Raw genomic sequence first — 17,403 nt, forward strand, 5'->3', positions numbered from 1 at the left:
GCGCACAATGGTCGCCTATCCTGAATAGCCAGCACGTCCGCAACCTTCAGGAGTCATGACCATGTCAGAAGTGGTGATCGTCGCCGCACGCCGTACCGCCGTCGGCGCCTTCGGCGGCTCTCTCGCCGGCATTCCCGCCAGCGATCTGGGCGCCCATGTCATCAAGGACATCCTCGCCGGTACCGGCGTGGCGGCCGACCAGGTGGACGAGGTTCTGCTCGGCCAGGTGCTGACGGCCGGCGCCGGGCAGAATCCGGCTCGCCAGGCAGCCATCAAGGCCGGACTGCCCGAAGCCGTTCCCGCCATGACCATCAACAAGGTCTGCGGCTCGGGCCTCAAGGCCCTCCACCTGGCCACCCAGGCGATCCGCTGCGGCGATGCCGAGCTGATCCTGGCCGGCGGCCAGGAGAACATGTCGCTCTCCCCTCACGTGCTCCCCAACTCGCGTAACGGCCAGCGCATGGGAGACTGGAAGGCCATTGATTCCATGGTCCACGACGGCCTGTGGGATGCCTTCAACGACTACCACATGGGCATCACCGCCGAGAACCTGGCCGAGAAATACGGCATCACCCGCGAGGCCATGGATGAATTCGCCGCCGCCTCCCAGCAGAAGGCCGCCGCCGCCATTCGCGAGGGCCGTTTCAAGGGCCAGATCGTCGGCATCGACATTCCCCAGCGCAAGGGCGATCCGGTGCACTTCGACACCGACGAGAACCCGCGCGAGGTATCCGCCGAAAAGCTCGGCACCATGCGTCCGGCCTTCAAGAAAGACGGCAGTGTGACCGCCGGCAACGCCTCCTCGCTCAACGATGGTGCCGCCGTGGTGATGATGTGCAGCGCCGAGAAGGCCGAGGCACTCGGGCTCACCCCCCTGGCACGCATCAAGGCCTACGCCAATGCCGGCGTCGATCCCGCCATCATGGGCATCGGCCCCGCCCCGGCCACGCGCCGCTGCATGGAACGTGCCGGCTGGAGCCTCGACGAGCTGGACCTGATCGAAGCCAACGAAGCCTTCGCCGCCCAGGCACTGTCGGTCAACAAGGAACTCGGCTGGGATACCGACAAGGTCAACGTCAACGGCGGCGCCATCGCACTCGGACACCCCATCGGCGCTTCGGGCTGCCGTATCCTGGTCACCCTGGTGCATGAGATGATCGCCCGCGATGCCCACAAGGGCCTGGCGACCCTGTGCATCGGCGGCGGGCAAGGCGTGGCGCTGGCCATCGAGCGTTGATCGCCGCCTCCTCCAGCATGCCCCCGTCTGCCGGGGGCATCGTTTTATCTCGTCTTCTCGCCCACCACGCTGGCCGGCGTGCACAGCACGAGCAAAGTGGCAACAAGGAAGAAGCCGCCAGCGAACCAGGTCACGCTCGGCAGGTTGATACTGTCGACGACACTGCCGCCGACCGTGGCTCCCAGGCCGATCGACAGGTTGAACACGAAGGCCATCAGCGCCGTGGCAGCCTCGGTATTCGGCGCCGTACGCAGGATCCAGGTCTGGATGCTGACCGAGACGCTGCCGAACACCGCACCCCAGACCATCAATAGCGTGATCCCACCCGCCGGCTGCCCGCCGAGCCAGGTAAAGCTGGCAACGACCAGCAACAACAGGCTCGGTATCGCCAGGACCGCGCGATAGGGGTGATAGCCGGCGAAGGCGCCGGCGGTCACGTTACCGACAATGCCCGCCGCACCGTAGAGCAGAAGCAGGCTGCCGACATCGGCCAGGGCGATGCCGCTGATCTGCTGGAGAAGGGGGCTGATGAAGGTATAGGCGGAAAAATGGCCAATCACGATCAATCCCGTGGCCATGACCGCCACGCGCACCCCTCGATGTCCCAGTTGCTGGCCTAGGTTCCGCAGCCGGACGGGCTCGGTGGGGGGAAGTCGGGGCAGCCAGCCCCACAATGCCAGGGCGGTGACCAGGCTCAGGGCACCCAGGGCGCCGAAGGCCACTCGCCAGTGACTGTATTCCCCCAGCAGCGTCCCCGCCGGCACACCCAGCACCGAAGCGGCGGCCACGCCGCCGAAGATCACCGTCATCGCCCTCGGCACCTTGTCGGTCGGTACCAGACGCGGTGCGATGCTGCCCGCGATGGCCCAGAAACCACCGATGCTCATGCCCACCAGCACTCGTGCGCCCAGCAAGACCTCGAAGCTGTCGGCCAGTACCGTCAGCGCGCTGCCGGCAACCATCAATGCCATCAGGCCGGTCAGCATGACGCGTCGATCCAGGCGTCCCACGGCGACTGGCAACAGCGGTGCCGAAAAGGCCGCCACCACGCCGGGAACCGTGACCATCAAGCCGGCCAGACCCGGTGTCACGCCGAGTGACGCGGCGACCTGTGACAGCAAGCCGATCGGTAGCTGCTCGGCGGTGACCAGCAGAAAGATGCCGGCCATCACCGCGATCACTCCCCACCAGTGAGCGCCGACCGTCTCCCGGGCGCCGGTCGTGCGAGCGTCTTCCATGCTCTTTCTCCCTTGATGACCAAACGAAACCGCCCTCACAGCTTGCGCTGCAAGGGCGGTTAGCCTCCACTTCAACGCCGGGCGTTACAGCTCGGCGTCAGCCGCTTCGGCTTCGAAGGCCGCCTTCTCTTCGGGCGTGATCTCCTTGATGGTGAGCTTCACCCGATTGCGGTTATCGATGTCGAGCACCTTGACGATCGGCTCGTCGCCTTCATTCAGGTAATCGCGCACATCGTTGACCCGCTCGGGCACGATCTGCGAGATGTGCACCAGGCCATCGGTGCCGGGAATGATGTTGACGAAGGCGCCGAAGTCGGCGATCCGCACCACCTTGCCACGATACAACTTGCCGATCTCGGGAACGGCGGTGATGCTCAGCACGGTGTCGATGGCCGCCTTGGCCGCCGACTTCTCCTCGGCATAGATGCGCACGGTGCCGTCGTCATCCAGGTCGATGGAAGCGCCGGTGTCTTCGCAGATCTTGCGGATCATGGCGCCGCCCTTGCCGATGACGTCGCGAATCTTCTCCGGATCGATCTTGATGGTGGCCATGGAGGGCGCATTCTCGGAGACCTCGGCGCGGCTCTGGCCGATCACGCTGTTCATCTGCTCGAGGATATGCTGGCGCGCTTCATGGGCCTGCTGCAGCGCCTGCTCCATGATCTCCTCGTTGATGCCTTCGATCTTGATGTCCATCTGCAGAGCGGTCACGCCCTCCGCACTGCCGGCCACCTTGAAGTCCATGTCACCGAGGTGGTCCTCGTCACCGAGAATATCGGTGAGCACCGCGAAGCCATCATCGTCCTTGACCAGCCCCATGGCGATACCTGCCACCGGCGCCTTCATCGGCACGCCGGCATCCATCAGCGCCAGAGAGGAGCCGCACACCGAGGCCATCGAGCTGGAGCCATTGGATTCGGTGATCTCGGACACCACCCGGATGGTATAGGGGAATTCCTCCTCGGAGGGGAGCATGGCTTCCACCCCCCGACGCGCCAGGCGACCGTGACCGATCTCGCGACGCTTGGGACCGCCCATGAAACCGGCCTCGCCCACGCAATAGGGAGGGAAGTTGTAGTGCAGCAGGAAGCGATCCTTGCGCTCGCCTTCCAGCGATTCGATCAACTGAGCATCACGCAGGGTGCCGAGCGTCGCCACCACGACGGCCTGAGTCTCGCCGCGCGTGAAGACAGCGGAGCCATGCGTCTTGGGCAGGCTGCCGACTTCGATATCCAACGGACGCACGGTCTTCAGGTCACGCCCGTCGATGCGCGGCTCGCCCTTGATCACGCGGCGACGCACCACACGCTTCTCGAGACTGGCGAAAGCCCCCTTGACCTCATCGGCATCGAACTTGCCGTCCTCCTCGCCGGCCAGTTGCTCCACGGCCTCGTCCTTCAGGGCGGCCAGGGCATCCTGACGCTGCATCTTGTCGGTGATGCGATACGCCTCGCCGACCCTGGCCTCGAAACCGCTTGCCATGGCCTCCTTGAGGGCGACGTTCTCGGCGGGTGCCTGCCATTCCCAGCGCGGTTTGCCGGCCTCGGCAGCCAGTTCCTTGATGGCATTGATCGCCACCTGCATTTCCTGGTGGCCATAAAGCACGGCACCCAGCATCTCGTCTTCGAGCAACTCGTTGGCTTCGGACTCGACCATCAGTACGGCTTTCTCGGTGCCGGCCACCACCATGTTGAGCTCGGAGCTGTCCAGTTCCTCTACCGTCGGGTTGAGGAAGTAGCCATGCTCCTCGGTGAAGCCGACGCGTGCAGCACCAATGGGACCGTTGAAGGGCACGCCGGAAATCGCCAGAGCCGCAGATGTGCCGAGCATGGCAGCGATGTCGGGGTCATGGTTGCGGTCGGTGGACAGCACCGTGCAGACGACCTGGACCTCGTTCATGAACCCCTTGGGGAACAGCGGGCGAATCGGCCGGTCGATGAGGCGCGAGGTCAGCGTCTCCTTCTCGGTGGGACGCCCCTCGCGCTTGAAGAAGCCGCCGGGAATCTTGCCGACCGCGTAGGTCTTCTCTTGGTAATGGACGGAGAGCGGGAAGAAGGGCTGGGCGGGGTTGACGTCCTTCTTCGCCACCACGGTGCACAGCACCACGGTCTCGTCCATGGTGACCATCACGGCACCGGAAGCCTGGCGGGCGATGCGCCCGGTTTCCAGGGTGACGGTGCTGCGACCGTATTCAAATGTTTTCTTGACCGGATTCACGGCGACTTCCTTCAACTTTTCGATTCATGTTCGGGTCGTTTTGACTCGGCGACCATTTTAGGGGTTGACGGTCGCGAGGGCCACCGGTTATGAGGCTCACCGGCCAAAGTGGTGGTCTGGATGTCGTTCCATGAGCGCTGAGCACCGGCAATACCCCCATACACACAAAACGGGCAGCCCTGGGGCTGCCCGTTTCGAATGGCCTGCAGTGAAGAAAAGGAGGAATTCGCGTGACGAGCGATGAGAGGCTGGTCGCCGCCGGCGCGCAGGACCCGGAGTGTAGATGAAACTACATGAGGAGTCCGAGCACCGCCGGCGGCCAGGATCTCGAGCGCAGTAGCGAATTACCCTTTTCTTAGCGGCGCAGGCCGAGGCGCTGGATAATCGACTGATAACGCTCGAAATCCTTGCGCTTGAGGTAGTCGAGCAGCTTACGACGCTGGTTGACCATGCGGATCAGGCCACGACGTGAGTGGTGATCCTGCTTGTTAGTCTTGAAGTGATCCTGCAGGCCGTCGATGTTGGCGGTCAGCAGAGCCACCTGAACCTCGGGGGAACCGGTGTCGTTTTCACCACGACCATATTCGTTGACGATCGCGGCTTTCTGTTCAGCGGTCAGTGCCATCTGTCTCTCCAGTAAGCAATATGCCTGAATGATGAATGTCGGGGACCACGCATATTTGCAGTCCCCACGCCCAGCCCCGGAAGGGCTGGCTCATGCCGAGCCCGCCACGGCGGAACTCAGCAGGCGCCGGGGGGCGATATCCCCGGCCGCCGTGACCACGCCGAGCCCCAGAAAGGCCTCGTCGTGATAGAGCCTGGTCAAACTGTCGGCGGGCAATGCTCCCGCCTCGCCTGTTGCTGCCTGGCCAAAGCGCAGGCTACGAGCGCCGGCGGCACTCATGTCGCGACGCGGCAAGTGTGCCACCAGCACATCGACCGGCAACAGCGCCTCGTCCTGCGCGGCATCCTCGGCCAAGCGTTCGAGTGCCTCGACGCTCAGCATCCGGCTGCCCTCGAAGGGCCCCGTCTTGAGGCGACGCAGGTCGCTGATGTGGCCTCCGCACCCCAGGGCCTGGCCGATATCCTCGGCCAATGTCCTGATGTAGGTCCCCTTGCTGACACGAACCTCCATCTCGAAGGCATCGTCCCCGTAGTCGAGGAGGCGCGCATCATACACCGTCACGCGGCGCGCTGCACGCTCCACCGTCTTGCCCTCGCGGGCCAGCTCGTAGAGCTTTCGCCCCTGATGCTTGAGCGCCGAATGCATCGGTGGCACCTGGTCGATCTCACCGATGAAACGCTGCAGTGTCTCGCGCAATCCGGCCTCGTCGATCGACGGCACCTCGCGCCGCTCGACCACCTCGCCCTCGGCGTCGCCGGTATCGGTTACCACTCCGAGCTCGACCCGGGTACGGTACACCTTGTCGGCTTCCAGCAGATGGGCGGAAAACTTGGTGGCCTCACCGAAACAGACCGGCAGCAGGCCAGTGGCCATCGGATCGAGCGTACCGGTGTGCCCTGCCTTCTGAGCCTGGAACAGGCGCCTTGCCCGCTGCAGGGCATGATTGCTCGACATCCCCCCGGGCTTGTCGAGCAGCAGGACACCATCCACCGGACGGCCACGGCGTCGCCGTGCCATCAGCGCTCCCCCTCATCATCATGGCGTGAGCGGTCGTCGGCAACCGCCTCGTCGATCAAGGAGGACAGGCGCTGGCCGCGCTCCAGGCTGGCGTCATAGTGGAAGCGCAGCTCCGGCACATGACGCAGCTTGATGCGGCGAGCGATCTGTCCACGCAGGAAGCCGGCGGCCCGCTTGAGAATCTTCAGGTTCTCCGCGACCCGCTCGTCATCGTTTTCTCCCAGCAGGGTCACGTGGACATCGGCATAGCCCAGGTCACGACTGACCTCGACGCCGCTGACGGTGACCATGCCCAGGCGCGGGTCCTTGACCTCGCGCTGGATGAGGACCGCCAGCTCCTTCTGGAGCTGGTCGGCCACACGGTCGGTACGCTTGAATTCACGCATGGTCGGTTCCTCGAGCGATCAGAGCGTCCGCTCGACCTTGACCTGATCGAAGACCTCGATCTTGTCGCCGACCTGGACGTCGTTGTAGTTCTTCACACCGATACCGCACTCCATGCCGTTGCGGACCTCGTTGACGTCGTCCTTGTAACGGCGCAGGGATTCGAGCTCGCCCTCGTAGATCACCACATTCTCGCGCAGCACGCGGATCTTCTTGTGGCGATGGACGGTTCCCTCGACCACCATGCAACCGGCCACGGCACCGATCTTGGGAGCGCGGAAGACGTCGCGGACCTCGGCCACACCGACGATCTCTTCCTTCCACTCCGGCTCGAGCATGCCGCTCATGGCCTGCTTGACCTCGTCGATCAGCTGGTAGATGACGCTGTAGTAGCGCAGCTCCAGGCCTTCGCGTTCGATGATCTCGCGGGCCGCGGCATCGGCACGCACGTTGAAGCCGATCACGATGGCCTCGGAGGCCAGCGCCAGGTTGGCATCGGTACCGGTGATACCGCCGACGCCGGAAGACACCACGGAGACCTGCACCTCGTCGGTGGACAGTTCCTCGAGCGCACCCTTGATGGCCTCCAGAGAACCCTGCACATCGGCCTTGAGGACGATGTTGAGCTTGGCGGCCTCTTCCTGGCCCATCTGGCTGAACATGTTCTCCAGCTTGGCCTTCTGCTGGCGGGCCAGGCGAACCTCGCGGTACTTGCCCTGGCGGAAGTTGGCGACTTCGCGCGCCTTCTTCTCGTCATCGAGCACCATGAAGTCGTCGCCGGCCTCCGGCGTACCATCCAGGCCCTGAATCTCGACCGGCATGGCCGGACCGGCTTCATCGACCTGCTTGCCGAGCTCGTTGGTCAGCGCACGCACGCGGCCGTAATGCAGGCCGGCGAGCACGATGTCGCCCTTCTTCAGGGTGCCGTTCTGAACCAGCACGGTAGCCACCGGGCCACGGCCCTTGTCGAGTCGGGACTCGACCACCACGCCCTTGCCGGGCGCTTCGGGAACAGCCTTGAGCTCAAGCACCTCGGACACCAGCTGGATCGACTCCAGCAGCTCCTCGATGCCATCGCCGGACTTGGCGGAAACATGCACGAACTGGGTATCGCCACCCCATTCCTCGGAGATCACGCCGTGCTGTGACAGCTCGTTCTTGACGCGATCCGGGTCAGCGTTCGCCTTGTCGATCTTGTTGACCGCCACCACCATCGGCACGCCTGCCGCCTTGGAGTGCTCGACCGCCTCAATGGTCTGGGGCATGACGCCGTCATCGGCCGCGACCACCAGCACCACCACGTCGGTGGCCTTGGCACCGCGCGCACGCATGGCGGTAAATGCCGCGTGACCAGGCGTATCGAGGAAGGTCACGCCACCGTGGTCGTCCTCAACATGGTAGGCACCGATATGCTGGGTAATGCCGCCGGCCTCGCCGGTCGCCACCTTGGCGCGACGGATGTAGTCGAGCAACGAGGTCTTGCCGTGGTCGACGTGCCCCATGACGGTGACGACAGGCGAGCGCGTGATCTCATCACCCTCGTAGGAGATGCCCTCGAGCACTTCCGTCTCCAGTGCATCGTCCTTGACCAGCTTGGGCTTGTGGCCCATTTCTTCGACCACGATGGCCGCGGTGTCCTGGTCGATGGTCTGGTTGATGGTCACCGCCGCGCCCATGGTGAACATGGCCTTGATGACCTCATTGGCCTTGATCGACATCTTGTCGGCCAGGTCCGCCACGCTGATGGACTCCGGAATAGAGACCTCACGGACGATCGGCTGGGTCGGCTTCTGGAAGCCGTGCTTGCCGCCACCCTGGCTGCTGCCGCCACGACGACTCCCGCGACGCTCGGCGCGCTTGGCCTTGCGACCACCACGACGACGCTCCTCGCGATCGCTGCGATCCTCGTCACGGTCACCACCACGGCCTTTCTTGCCGGCCTTGCCGCTGGCCTTCTTGACGGCCGCACGACGCCCCTCGGTGCGCCCTTCCTTCGGCGGTGCCGGAGCTTCCTCGGGCGCGGGCTCGGTGGTTTCGAGCTCCGGCACCGGAATCTCGGGCTCCGGTTCGGCCTGGGCAGCCTGCTCGGCCTGCGCCTTCTCGGCCTCGGCCTTCTCCGCGGCCTCGCGAGCGGACTCTTCGGCGCGACGCTTGGCTTCCTCGGCCTCCTGTGCCTCGCGCTTGGCTTCGGCCTCGGCCATGTCGCCCACCAACTGGCGCGGGCCATGGTCCTCGACCTTGGATTCCTCGGCCGGCTCTTCCTCGCGCTTCACGTAGGTACGCTTCTTGCGAACCTGCACCTCAATGCTCTTGCCACGCTCGCCGGTATTGATACGGCTGCGGGTCTTACGGGTCAGGGTGATGCGGTTCTTCGCCCCCGAGCCACTACCGCCGTGGCTCTTGGTGAGGTAATCGAGCAGCTTGCGTTTGTCCTCTTCGGAAACGGCGTCGCCCTCGGACTTGTGCTCGAGTCCGGCTTCTTTCATCTGCTCCAGCAGACGGGGCACATCGCGCCCCACCTTTGCTGCAAAATCCTTAACGGTCATTTCTGACATTACGACCCTCCTCAGCCCGTGACCCGTGTTACTGTTCGCTCTCGAACCATGGCGCGCGGGCGGTCATGATCAGTGACGCGGCGCGCTCGTCGTCCAGCTCTTCGATATCGGTCAGATCATCGACGGACTGTTCGGCGAGATCCTCCATGGTGACGATGCCCCGACTGGCCAGGATGAAGGCCAGATGGCGCTCCATGCCGTCCATCGCCAGCAGGTCGTCGGCCGGCTGGGCGCCATCGAGTTCTTCCTCGGAGGCGATGGCCAGGTTCAACAACTCGTCCTTGGCGCGAGCGCGCAGCTCCTCGATGAGTTCTTCGTCCAACTCCTCGATTTCCAGCATTTCCTCCACCGGGACGTAGGCGACCTCTTCGAGGGATGTGAAGCCCTCTTCGACCAACAGGCGTGCCACGTCATCGTCGACGTCCAGGTGCTGAATGAAGTGCTCGACCAGGCTATCGATCTCCTGGTCGCGCTTGGCCTCGGCCTCGGCCTCGGTCATGACGTTCAGACGCCAGCCGGTAAGCTCGGAGGCCAGGCGTACGTTCTGGCCACTGCGGCCGATGGCCTGGGCCAGATTGTCCTCGCCGACGGCCACGTCCATGGCGTGGGCGTCTTCATCGACGAGAATGGAAGCGACATCCGCCGGCGCCATGGCGTTGATCACCAACTGGGCGGGGTTGTCGTCCCACAGCACGATATCCACCCGCTCGTTCTGCAGCTCGGTCGATACCGCCTGGACCCGAGAGCCGCGCATGCCGACGCAGGCGCCTACCGGATCGATACGACGATCATTGGTCTTGACCGCGATCTTGGCGCGCGACCCGGGGTCGCGCGCCGCTCCCTTGATTTCAATGAGCTGCTCGGCGATTTCGGGCACCTCGATCTTGAACAGCTCGATGATCAGCTCCGGACAGGTCCGGGACAGGATCAACTGAGCGCCGCGAGCCTCGGGATCGACCTTGGTCAACAAGGCGCGCACCCGCTCGTTCATGCGGTAGCGCTCGCCGGGAATCATCTCGCTGCGCGGCAAGAACGCCTCGGCGTTGTCTCCCAGGTCGATGATCAGGCCATCACGTGTCGTCTTCTTGACGATGCCGGCCACCAGTTCGCCCTCGCGCTCGGCGTAGAGGCTCACGACCTCGGCACGCTCGGCCTCGCGCACCTTCTGCACGATGACCTGCTTGGCAGTCTGAGCCGCGATCCGACCGAAGGTGGCGTTCTCGATACGCTCCTCGACCACGTCCCCCAGGCCCAGCGGCGGATCGCGACGCTCGGCGAAGGAAAGCTTGATCTGGGCATCCGGTCCATCGAAGTCGTCGTCTTCGACCACCTCCCAACGCCGGAAGGTCTCGTAGTCGCCGGTACGCCGATCGATATGCACGCGCACGCTGACTTCCTCATCCTCGAAGCGCTTGCGAGACGCGCTGGCCAGCGCGGCCTCGACGGCCTCGAAAATCACCTCGCGGGGGACCCCCTTTTCATTGGAGATCGCATCGACGACCGCCAGAATCTCTTTACTCATGACTTAGCCTCGCCAGAAAACCCGTCCTTTTGCACCGACATCACGAACCGAACCGAGGCACGATACGCGCCTGATCGATGCTCTCGATGGGAAAGCAATATTCCTCGCCGTCGAGCTGCAACAGCACCTCGTCGCCTTCAATACCGGCCAGCAATCCCTGGAACTTGCGTCGTCCGTCGAACGGTGCACGCAGCTTCACAGCCACCGTGTGCCCCGCATAGCGCTCGAACTGGTCGAGGGTGAACAACGGTCGATCCATCCCGGGAGACGACACCTCGAGTCGATACTCTCCGGCAATAGGGTCTTCGACATCCAGCACCGCACTGACCTGACGGCTGACATCGGCGCAGTCATCCACGCCAACGCCCTCCGAATGGTCGATGAAGATCACCAACCGCGAGTGCTTGCCCTGAGACAGATAATCGATACCCCAGAGTTCGAAGCCCATGGCCGTCACCACTGGCTCGATCAACGCTTTCAGCGCAGTATCCTTGGTTGCCATGGAAGAAAGCTCCTACAGCCGTTGCATCAGGCACCTGGCCAGGAGTGAACAGGAAAGTCAGGTGGCTGATTGGCGTTGCCTCGGGACAACCGGCCGATCTCGACCGACGGGCTGGCCGCTAACAAAAAGCCCCTTCGCAGGAAGGGGCTTTTACAAGAAACCTGTATACCACTTCGGCTCTCTGGCATGCCCCTAACATCGCTGCATGCCTGCCAGGAAGATGGTAGCGGGGACCGGATTTGAACCGATGACCTTCGGGTTATGAGCCCGACGAGCTACCAGACTGCTCCACCCCGCATCAATCTAGGCCGGTGATTGTATGCCTGAACCCTATTGGCGTCAAGCCACAATGGCACCGTTCTGCCAATCCTGCTACTGAGGCCGACACTTGGCGAGGCGTCTCACCATGTCGGTTTCAGATGGTGCCGAAGGCGGGACTTGAACCCGCACGACCGTAAGGTCACTACCCCCTCAAGATAGCGTGTCTACCAATTCCACCACTTCGGCATCAGGGGACGGCTGGCAAAAACGAGGGCTTCAGCTGCCGCCCTCCTCCAGCACTGGCGCTGCATTATCCTCGCTATTACCGCCTTCGTCAAGGGTCGGATCGGCACTTTGCTGCTCAATCACTTCGGCATCGGGAATTCCCGTTTCTTCCGGCGCCTCGCCCGCCTGGGAGGCGAAGTAGGCCAGGGTCAACGAGGTCGCGAAAAAGGCCGCCGCCAGCACGGCGGTCGCACGTGACAGGAAGCTGCCGCTACCGCGAGAACCGAACACGGTCTGAGAGGCGCCGCCGCCAAAAGAGGCGCCGGCATCGGCCCCCTTGCCCTGCTGCAGCAGGATCAAGGCGACCAGGGCGATGGCGATCGCCACATGGATCATGAGAATGGCAACTTGCATGGATTCAACCTGCTGACTGACAAATGGCTAGGAAATCATCGATCTTGAGAGAGGCGCCGCCGACCAGGCCGCCGTCGATATCCGGCTGAGCCAACAGCTCGGCCGCATTGTCGGCCTTCATGCTGCCGCCATACAGTAACTGGGTCTTTTCCGCGAGACCGTCGTCGTAGGCAGCCAGCCGGCGGCGGAGGGCAGCGTGAATCGCCTGCGCCTGCTCGGGAGTGGCGGTACGGCCGGTGCCGATGGCCCATACCGGCTCGTAGGCGATCACCAGTCGATGGCGTTGCTCGGCCTCCAGCGCGTCCAGGACCGCTTCCAACTGGCCGATTACAACCGTTTCACCGCGACCGTCATCACGCTCCTCGAGGGTCTCACCCAGGCACAGCACTGGTGTGAGGCCAACCTCCAGCGCGCGACGCACGCGCGCCAGCACCGCCGAGTCATCTTCACCGAACAGGGTACGCCGCTCGGAGTGACCGACCAGCACCAGGGTCGCGCCGACCTCGCGAAGCATCTCGCCGCTTACCTCTCCGGTGAAGGCCCCGGCAGGCTGGTCACTGAGCGTCTGCGCCCCCAGTACCGCGCGAGTGCCCGCCAGCGCACGGGAGGCAGACTCCAAGTAGGGGAAGGGCACCATCAACGCGACCTCGAGACGCGACGGCAGGTCGGCATCGGCAAGCGCCTGGCCGAAGGTCTCGACCAGGCTCAGGGAACCGTTCATCTTCCAATTGCCGGCGATCAGCGGCATAGGCATGCGACATCCTCTTTCAAGGTGGGCCGAAATGGTATAGGAGCACCATTGTCAAGACAACATGCTCTCGACATCATCAGCCAGGCGACGCGCCAGATGTTGAACATCCAGATGGGGGCGCCCCTCGACCATGACGCGAATCAGCGGCTCGGTCCCCGAGGGCCGAAGCAGGACACGCCCCTGCCCCTCCAGCTCGGTTTCCATGGTGGATACCGCTTCCTGCAAGGCAGCGTCTTCCATCAGGGCCCGGGCATCGGTACCCGGCGTCAGGCGCACATTAATCAACGCCTGGGGTGCTTTCTCGAGGCCCTCCAGCAGCTCGCCCAGCGCCCGACCCTCTCGCGCCATCACCGACAACACCTGAAGGGCCGACACGATGCCATCACCCGTGGTCTGCACATGGCCGCAGACGATGTGCCCCGAGGACTCGCCTCCCAACTGCCAACCGTTGGCGGCCAGCCGCTCCATGACGTAACGATCGCCGACCTTGGCGCGCTCGAAGGGTACATCCAGCGTTTCCAGCGCCGCGGCCAGGCCAAAATTGCTCATCAGGGTTCCCACGACCCCGCCTCCGAGCTCACCCCGTGCGTGGCGGTCCCGGGCGATGATATAGAGAATGTCGTCGCCATCGACCTCGCGGCCATCGGCATCCACCAGTAGCACGCGGTCGCCATCGCCATCGAAGGCCACGCCAAGATCGGCTCCCTCGCGGATAACTGCCGCACGCAATGCCGCCGGCTGCGTGGAGCCGACCTCATGGTTGATGTTGAGTCCGTCGGGATTGGCACCGATCAAGCTGACCTCGGCGCCCAGCTCGCGAAGCACGCTGGGCGCGATGTGATAGGTGGCGCCATGGGCGCAATCGACGACCATTCGCAAGCCATGCAGACTGACCCGGTCGGGAATGGTCGACTTGCAGAACTCGATATAGCGGCCGGCAGCATCGTCCACCCGCCGGGCCTTGCCCAGCTCGTGTGGCGCCACCGTGGTCAAGGGCTCATCGAGCATCGCTTCGATGCGCTCCTCGACGGCGTCGGGCAGCTTGACGCCCTCGGCGGAGAAGAACTTGATGCCATTGTCGGCAAAGGCATTGTGGGAGGCCGAGATGACGATCCCGGCGTCGGCCCGGAAGGTGCGCGTCAGGTAGGCGATGCCCGGCGTCGGCATCGGGCCGAGCAGGATGACATCGACGCCGGCGGCAGAGAGCCCGGCTTCCAGCGCCGACTCGAACATGTAGCCGGAAATCCGCGTATCCTTGCCGATCAGCACCTTCGCCCGTCCGGATTCGCGCGTCAGCACCCGGCCGGTGGCCCACCCCAGCTTCAACATGAAATCTGCGGTGATAGGCGTTTCACCGACGGTGCCGCGAATGCCATCGGTACCGAAATAGCGTCTAGTCATTGTCGCAACCTTCCTTGAGTACGGCCCAGGCCATGTTCACCGCGTCCACGTGGGGCCCCACATCATGCACGCGAAGGATACGCGCACCTCGCTCCACGGCCAGGGCGGACAGCGCCAGCCCGCCAGCGAGGCGCTCCTCCACCGGCCGCTCGAGCACCTTGCCGATCATGCTCTTGCGTGACATGCCCACCAGAATGGGCAACTCCAGCAAGGTCAGGCGCTCCATGTATTTGAGCAGCCGTAGATTGTGCTCGACGGTCTTGGCAAAGCCAAATCCGGGGTCGATCAACAGGCGATCGCGACGCAGTCCCGCCGCTTCGCAGGCCGCCACCCGGGACTCGAGGAATTCAGCCACGGCGTCTTCCACGGGTCGATCATAGTATGGCGCATCCTGCATGTCGCCCGGCTCGCCGAGCATGTGCATCACACATACCGGCAGCCCGGTGGCGGCAGCCGCCCGCATCGCTCCATCGCGACGCAGGTTCCGCACATCGTTGAGCATGCCGGCTCCCGCACTGGCGGCTTCACGCATCACGTCCGGCGTGCTGGTGTCCACCGAGACCAGGGCATCGAGTTCGCGAACCAGCGCTTCCACGACCGGCATGACGCGATCAAGCTCTTGCTGGGTCGACACCTCGGCGGCGCCGGGACGCGTCGATTCCCCGCCCACATCGATGATCGCCGCGCCTTCGGCAAGCATCCGTTCGGCGCGCGCCAAGGCATCATCCAGGGCGACGTGGCGTCCGCCGTCGGAAAAGGAGTCGGGAGTGACATTGAGGATCCCCATCACATGGGGAAAGGAGAGATCCAGCCGGTGGCGGCCACACTGCAGGGAGTTCGAAGCGGAGGTCTGCATCATTATCCTGGGAATATCGAATACCGGGCCTCGGCCCTCTACGGCGAAGGCGCCCCGAAGGGCGCCTGGCAATCAACGGGAACGGGCGCCGGCGTCAGGTTCCGGCGGGACCGCCCAAGGGATCGGAAGGACGACGCCTCGGCGTTTCCTCGTCGTCTGCATCGCCATCATCGGAGGCTTCGGGAGACTCCGCCTCGCTCCCCGAGCCGGTCACCGGCGAGCCACCGTCGGAACCGCCATCCTCCCAGCCTTCGGGCGGCCGCGGATCACGACCTTCCATGATGTCCTTGAGCTGCTTGGCGTCGATGGTCTCGTACTTGACCAGCGCCTCGGCCATGGCATCCAACTTGTCGCGATTGTCTTCCAGGATCTGCTTCGCCTGGGCATAGCAATCGTCGATGATGCGGCGCACCTCCTTGTCGAGACGCGTCGTGGTCTCGCCGGACTTCAGCATGCCGCCCTGACTGCCGCCACCCAGGAACTGGTGCGACTCGTCCTCGTCGTACATGATCGGTCCCATCTCCTCGGACAGGCCCCACTTGGCAACCATGTTGTGCGCCAGCTCGGTGGCACGCTTGATGTCATTGGAGGCACCGGTGGTCACGCCGTTCGGCCCCAGCGTCATCTCTTCGGCGATACGGCCGCCGAACAGCGAGCAGATCTGGCTGATGATCTGCTGACGCGACAGGCTGTAGCGATCTTCCTCGGGCAGGAACATGGTCACGCCCAGCGCTCGGCCGCGCGGAATGATGGTGACCTTGTAGACCGGATCGTGCTCCGGCATCACCAGACCGATGATGGCGTGTCCGGACTCGTGGTAGGCCGTGTTGAGCTTGTCCTTCTCGGTCATGACCATGGAGCGACGCTCGGCGCCCATCATGATCTTGTCCTTAGCCATTTCCAGCTCATCCATGCCCACCAGGCGCTTATTGCCGCGCGCCGCGAACAGCGCCGCCTCGTTAACCAGGTTGGCCAGGTCGGCACCGGAGAATCCGGGCGTGCCACGGGCGATATAGGACGGCTTGACGTCGTCGGCCAGTGGCACCTTGCGCAGATGGACATTGAGGATATGCTCGCGACCCCGGATATCGGGCAGCGGCACGGTCACCTGGCGGTCGAAACGCCCCGGACGCAGCAGCGCCGGGTCGAGCACATCCGGTCGGTTGGTCGCGGCGATGACGATGATGCCCTCGTTTGCCTCGAAGCCGTCCATCTCCACCAGCAGCTGGTTCAGCGTCTGCTCGCGCTCGTCATTGCCACCCCCCATGCCGGCGCCGCGCGAACGGCCCACGGCATCGATCTCGTCGATGAAGATGATGCACGGCGCCTGCTTCTTGGCCTGTTCGAACATGTCACGAACGCGAGAAGCGCCGACACCGACGAACATCTCCACGAAGTCGGAGCCCGAAATCGAGAAGAAGGGCACGCTGGCCTCGCCGGCGATGGACTTGGCGAGCAGGGTCTTGCCGGTCCCGGGCGGGCCAACCATCAGCACGCCTCGAGGAATGGTGCCCCCCAGGCGCTGGAACTTGGTCGGATCGCGCAGGAAGTCGACCAGCTCCTCGACTTCCTCCTTGGCCTCGTCGCAACCGGCCACATCGGCGAAAGTGGTCTTGATCTGATCCTGGGACAACAGCTTGGCCTTGGACTTGCCGAAGCTCATCGGCCCGCCCTTGCCGCTTCCACCACCCTGCATCTGGCGCATGAAGAAGATGAAGATCGCCAGGATCAGCAGGATCGGGAAGCTGGCAATCAGCAGACGCGTCCAAAGGCTCTGCTGCTCCGGCTCCTTGCCGACCACGGTAACGTCGTGAGCCAGCAGATCATCCATCAGCTTGGGGTCTTCCGCCGCCGGACGGATGGTCTGGAACTGAGAGCCATCGGTACGCTGACCGGTGATCGTATAACCATCGATGGTCACGCTATCGATGCGCTCGTTCTGCACCTGCTGGACAAACTGGGAGTAGTTCATCGTCTGCGGTGCATTGTCGACACTGAAATTGTTGAACACCGTCAGCAACACCGCCGCGATGACCAACCACAGAATCAGGTTCTTCGCCATATCGTTCAAGGGACTACCCTCAATTGCAAGAATCCGTCGGCCGCATGCGCCTGGTGTTTCGACACTACATCAGGCGCACATGTTCAGCCAGGACGCGGACCTCGGTCCACTCTGTTACTGCCCACTGTGGCATAAT

The 17,403-nt window shown here is 64.0% G+C and carries 14 protein-coding genes and 2 tRNA genes; 1 reads left to right on the plus strand and 15 read right to left on the minus strand.

Features of this window, described 5'->3' with window-relative positions; all coding sequences use genetic code 11:
• Positions 1 to 61 precede the first annotated feature (61 nt).
• Positions 62 to 1,237: an acetyl-CoA C-acetyltransferase gene (locus A9O65_RS13535; protein WP_064702380.1), complete on the plus strand. Its 1,176-nt coding sequence runs from the start codon at positions 62 to 64 to the stop codon at positions 1,235 to 1,237.
• A 44-nt stretch (positions 1,238 to 1,281) separates the two neighbouring features.
• Here the strand turns inward: A9O65_RS13535 and A9O65_RS13540 are convergent, their stop codons facing one another.
• From A9O65_RS13540 to ftsH, 15 genes are all read right to left on the minus strand, one after another.
• Positions 1,282 to 2,475, minus strand: a complete 1,194-nt coding sequence (locus A9O65_RS13540; protein ID WP_064700539.1) for an MFS transporter — start codon at positions 2,473 to 2,475, stop codon at positions 1,282 to 1,284.
• A gap of 84 nt (positions 2,476 to 2,559) precedes the next feature.
• Positions 2,560 to 4,692, minus strand: coding sequence for a polyribonucleotide nucleotidyltransferase (pnp, locus tag A9O65_RS13545; RefSeq protein WP_170825756.1), 2,133 nt, complete (start codon positions 4,690 to 4,692; stop codon positions 2,560 to 2,562).
• A 355-nt stretch (positions 4,693 to 5,047) separates the two neighbouring features.
• A complete protein-coding gene (rpsO, locus tag A9O65_RS13550) occupies positions 5,048 to 5,317 on the minus strand; it encodes a 30S ribosomal protein S15 (RefSeq protein ID WP_013333888.1) in 270 nt (89 codons plus the stop codon).
• A gap of 90 nt (positions 5,318 to 5,407) precedes the next feature.
• Positions 5,408 to 6,334, minus strand: coding sequence for a tRNA pseudouridine(55) synthase TruB (gene truB, locus A9O65_RS13555; RefSeq protein WP_064702381.1), 927 nt, complete (start codon positions 6,332 to 6,334; stop codon positions 5,408 to 5,410).
• Complete coding sequence (gene rbfA, locus A9O65_RS13560) at positions 6,334 to 6,720, minus strand: 30S ribosome-binding factor RbfA (protein ID WP_064702382.1); 387 nt, start codon at positions 6,718 to 6,720, stop codon at positions 6,334 to 6,336. The genes truB and rbfA overlap by 1 nt, the downstream gene beginning before the upstream one ends.
• Before the next feature lie 18 nt (positions 6,721 to 6,738).
• Positions 6,739 to 9,273, minus strand: a complete 2,535-nt coding sequence (gene infB / locus A9O65_RS13565; RefSeq protein ID WP_064700543.1) for a translation initiation factor IF-2 — start codon at positions 9,271 to 9,273, stop codon at positions 6,739 to 6,741.
• Positions 9,274 to 9,301: 28 nt separating this feature from the next.
• On the minus strand, positions 9,302 to 10,795 hold the full coding sequence (gene nusA / locus A9O65_RS13570) for a transcription termination factor NusA (protein ID WP_064702383.1): 1,494 nt from the start codon (positions 10,793 to 10,795) through the stop codon (positions 9,302 to 9,304).
• Positions 10,796 to 10,835: 40 nt separating this feature from the next.
• A complete protein-coding gene (rimP, locus tag A9O65_RS13575; RefSeq protein WP_064700545.1) occupies positions 10,836 to 11,297 on the minus strand; it encodes a ribosome maturation factor RimP in 462 nt (153 codons plus the stop codon).
• Positions 11,298 to 11,518: 221 nt separating this feature from the next.
• Positions 11,519 to 11,595 (minus strand) — tRNA-Met (locus A9O65_RS13580).
• A 122-nt stretch (positions 11,596 to 11,717) separates the two neighbouring features.
• A tRNA-Leu gene (locus A9O65_RS13585) sits at positions 11,718 to 11,804 on the minus strand.
• Positions 11,805 to 11,834: 30 nt separating this feature from the next.
• Positions 11,835 to 12,197, minus strand: a complete 363-nt coding sequence (secG, locus tag A9O65_RS13590; protein ID WP_064700546.1) for a preprotein translocase subunit SecG — start codon at positions 12,195 to 12,197, stop codon at positions 11,835 to 11,837.
• A 4-nt stretch (positions 12,198 to 12,201) separates the two neighbouring features.
• A complete protein-coding gene (gene tpiA, locus A9O65_RS13595; protein WP_064702384.1) occupies positions 12,202 to 12,951 on the minus strand; it encodes a triose-phosphate isomerase in 750 nt (249 codons plus the stop codon).
• Between the two features lie 48 nt (positions 12,952 to 12,999).
• The gene (gene glmM / locus A9O65_RS13600; protein ID WP_064702385.1) at positions 13,000 to 14,349 is read right to left on the minus strand and encodes a phosphoglucosamine mutase; all 1,350 of its coding nucleotides are present in this window, start codon (positions 14,347 to 14,349) and stop codon (positions 13,000 to 13,002) included.
• A complete protein-coding gene (gene folP, locus A9O65_RS13605) occupies positions 14,342 to 15,208 on the minus strand; it encodes a dihydropteroate synthase (RefSeq protein ID WP_082920180.1) in 867 nt (288 codons plus the stop codon). The genes glmM and folP overlap by 8 nt, the downstream gene beginning before the upstream one ends.
• 91 nt (positions 15,209 to 15,299) lie before the next feature.
• On the minus strand, positions 15,300 to 17,276 hold the full coding sequence (gene ftsH / locus A9O65_RS13610) for an ATP-dependent zinc metalloprotease FtsH (protein ID WP_064700550.1): 1,977 nt from the start codon (positions 17,274 to 17,276) through the stop codon (positions 15,300 to 15,302).
• Positions 17,277 to 17,403: the final 127 nt, after the last annotated feature.

It is taken from the genome of Halomonas caseinilytica (assembly GCF_001662305.1).
Lineage (GTDB): Bacteria > Pseudomonadota > Gammaproteobacteria > Pseudomonadales > Halomonadaceae > Halomonas > Halomonas caseinilytica.

Coding starts and splice junctions, on each gene's coding strand:
- rimP (WP_064700545.1), bottom strand. CDS start 11,297: ATGGCAACCAAGGATACTGCGCTGAAAGCGTTGATCGAGCCAGTGGTG.
- truB (WP_064702381.1), bottom strand. CDS start 6,334: ATGGCACGGCGACGCCGTGGCCGTCCGGTGGATGGTGTCCTGCTGCTC.
- rpsO (WP_013333888.1), bottom strand. CDS start 5,317: ATGGCACTGACCGCTGAACAGAAAGCCGCGATCGTCAACGAATATGGT.
- nusA (WP_064702383.1), bottom strand. CDS start 10,795: ATGAGTAAAGAGATTCTGGCGGTCGTCGATGCGATCTCCAATGAAAAG.
- A9O65_RS13535 (WP_064702380.1), top strand. CDS start 62: ATGTCAGAAGTGGTGATCGTCGCCGCACGCCGTACCGCCGTCGGCGCC.
- tpiA (WP_064702384.1), bottom strand. CDS start 12,951: ATGCCTATGCCGCTGATCGCCGGCAATTGGAAGATGAACGGTTCCCTG.
- A9O65_RS13540 (WP_064700539.1), bottom strand. CDS start 2,475: ATGGAAGACGCTCGCACGACCGGCGCCCGGGAGACGGTCGGCGCTCAC.
- secG (WP_064700546.1), bottom strand. CDS start 12,197: ATGCAAGTTGCCATTCTCATGATCCATGTGGCGATCGCCATCGCCCTG.
- glmM (WP_064702385.1), bottom strand. CDS start 14,349: ATGACTAGACGCTATTTCGGTACCGATGGCATTCGCGGCACCGTCGGT.
- folP (WP_082920180.1), bottom strand. CDS start 15,208: ATGATGCAGACCTCCGCTTCGAACTCCCTGCAGTGTGGCCGCCACCGG.
- rbfA (WP_064702382.1), bottom strand. CDS start 6,720: ATGCGTGAATTCAAGCGTACCGACCGTGTGGCCGACCAGCTCCAGAAG.
- infB (WP_064700543.1), bottom strand. CDS start 9,273: ATGTCAGAAATGACCGTTAAGGATTTTGCAGCAAAGGTGGGGCGCGAT.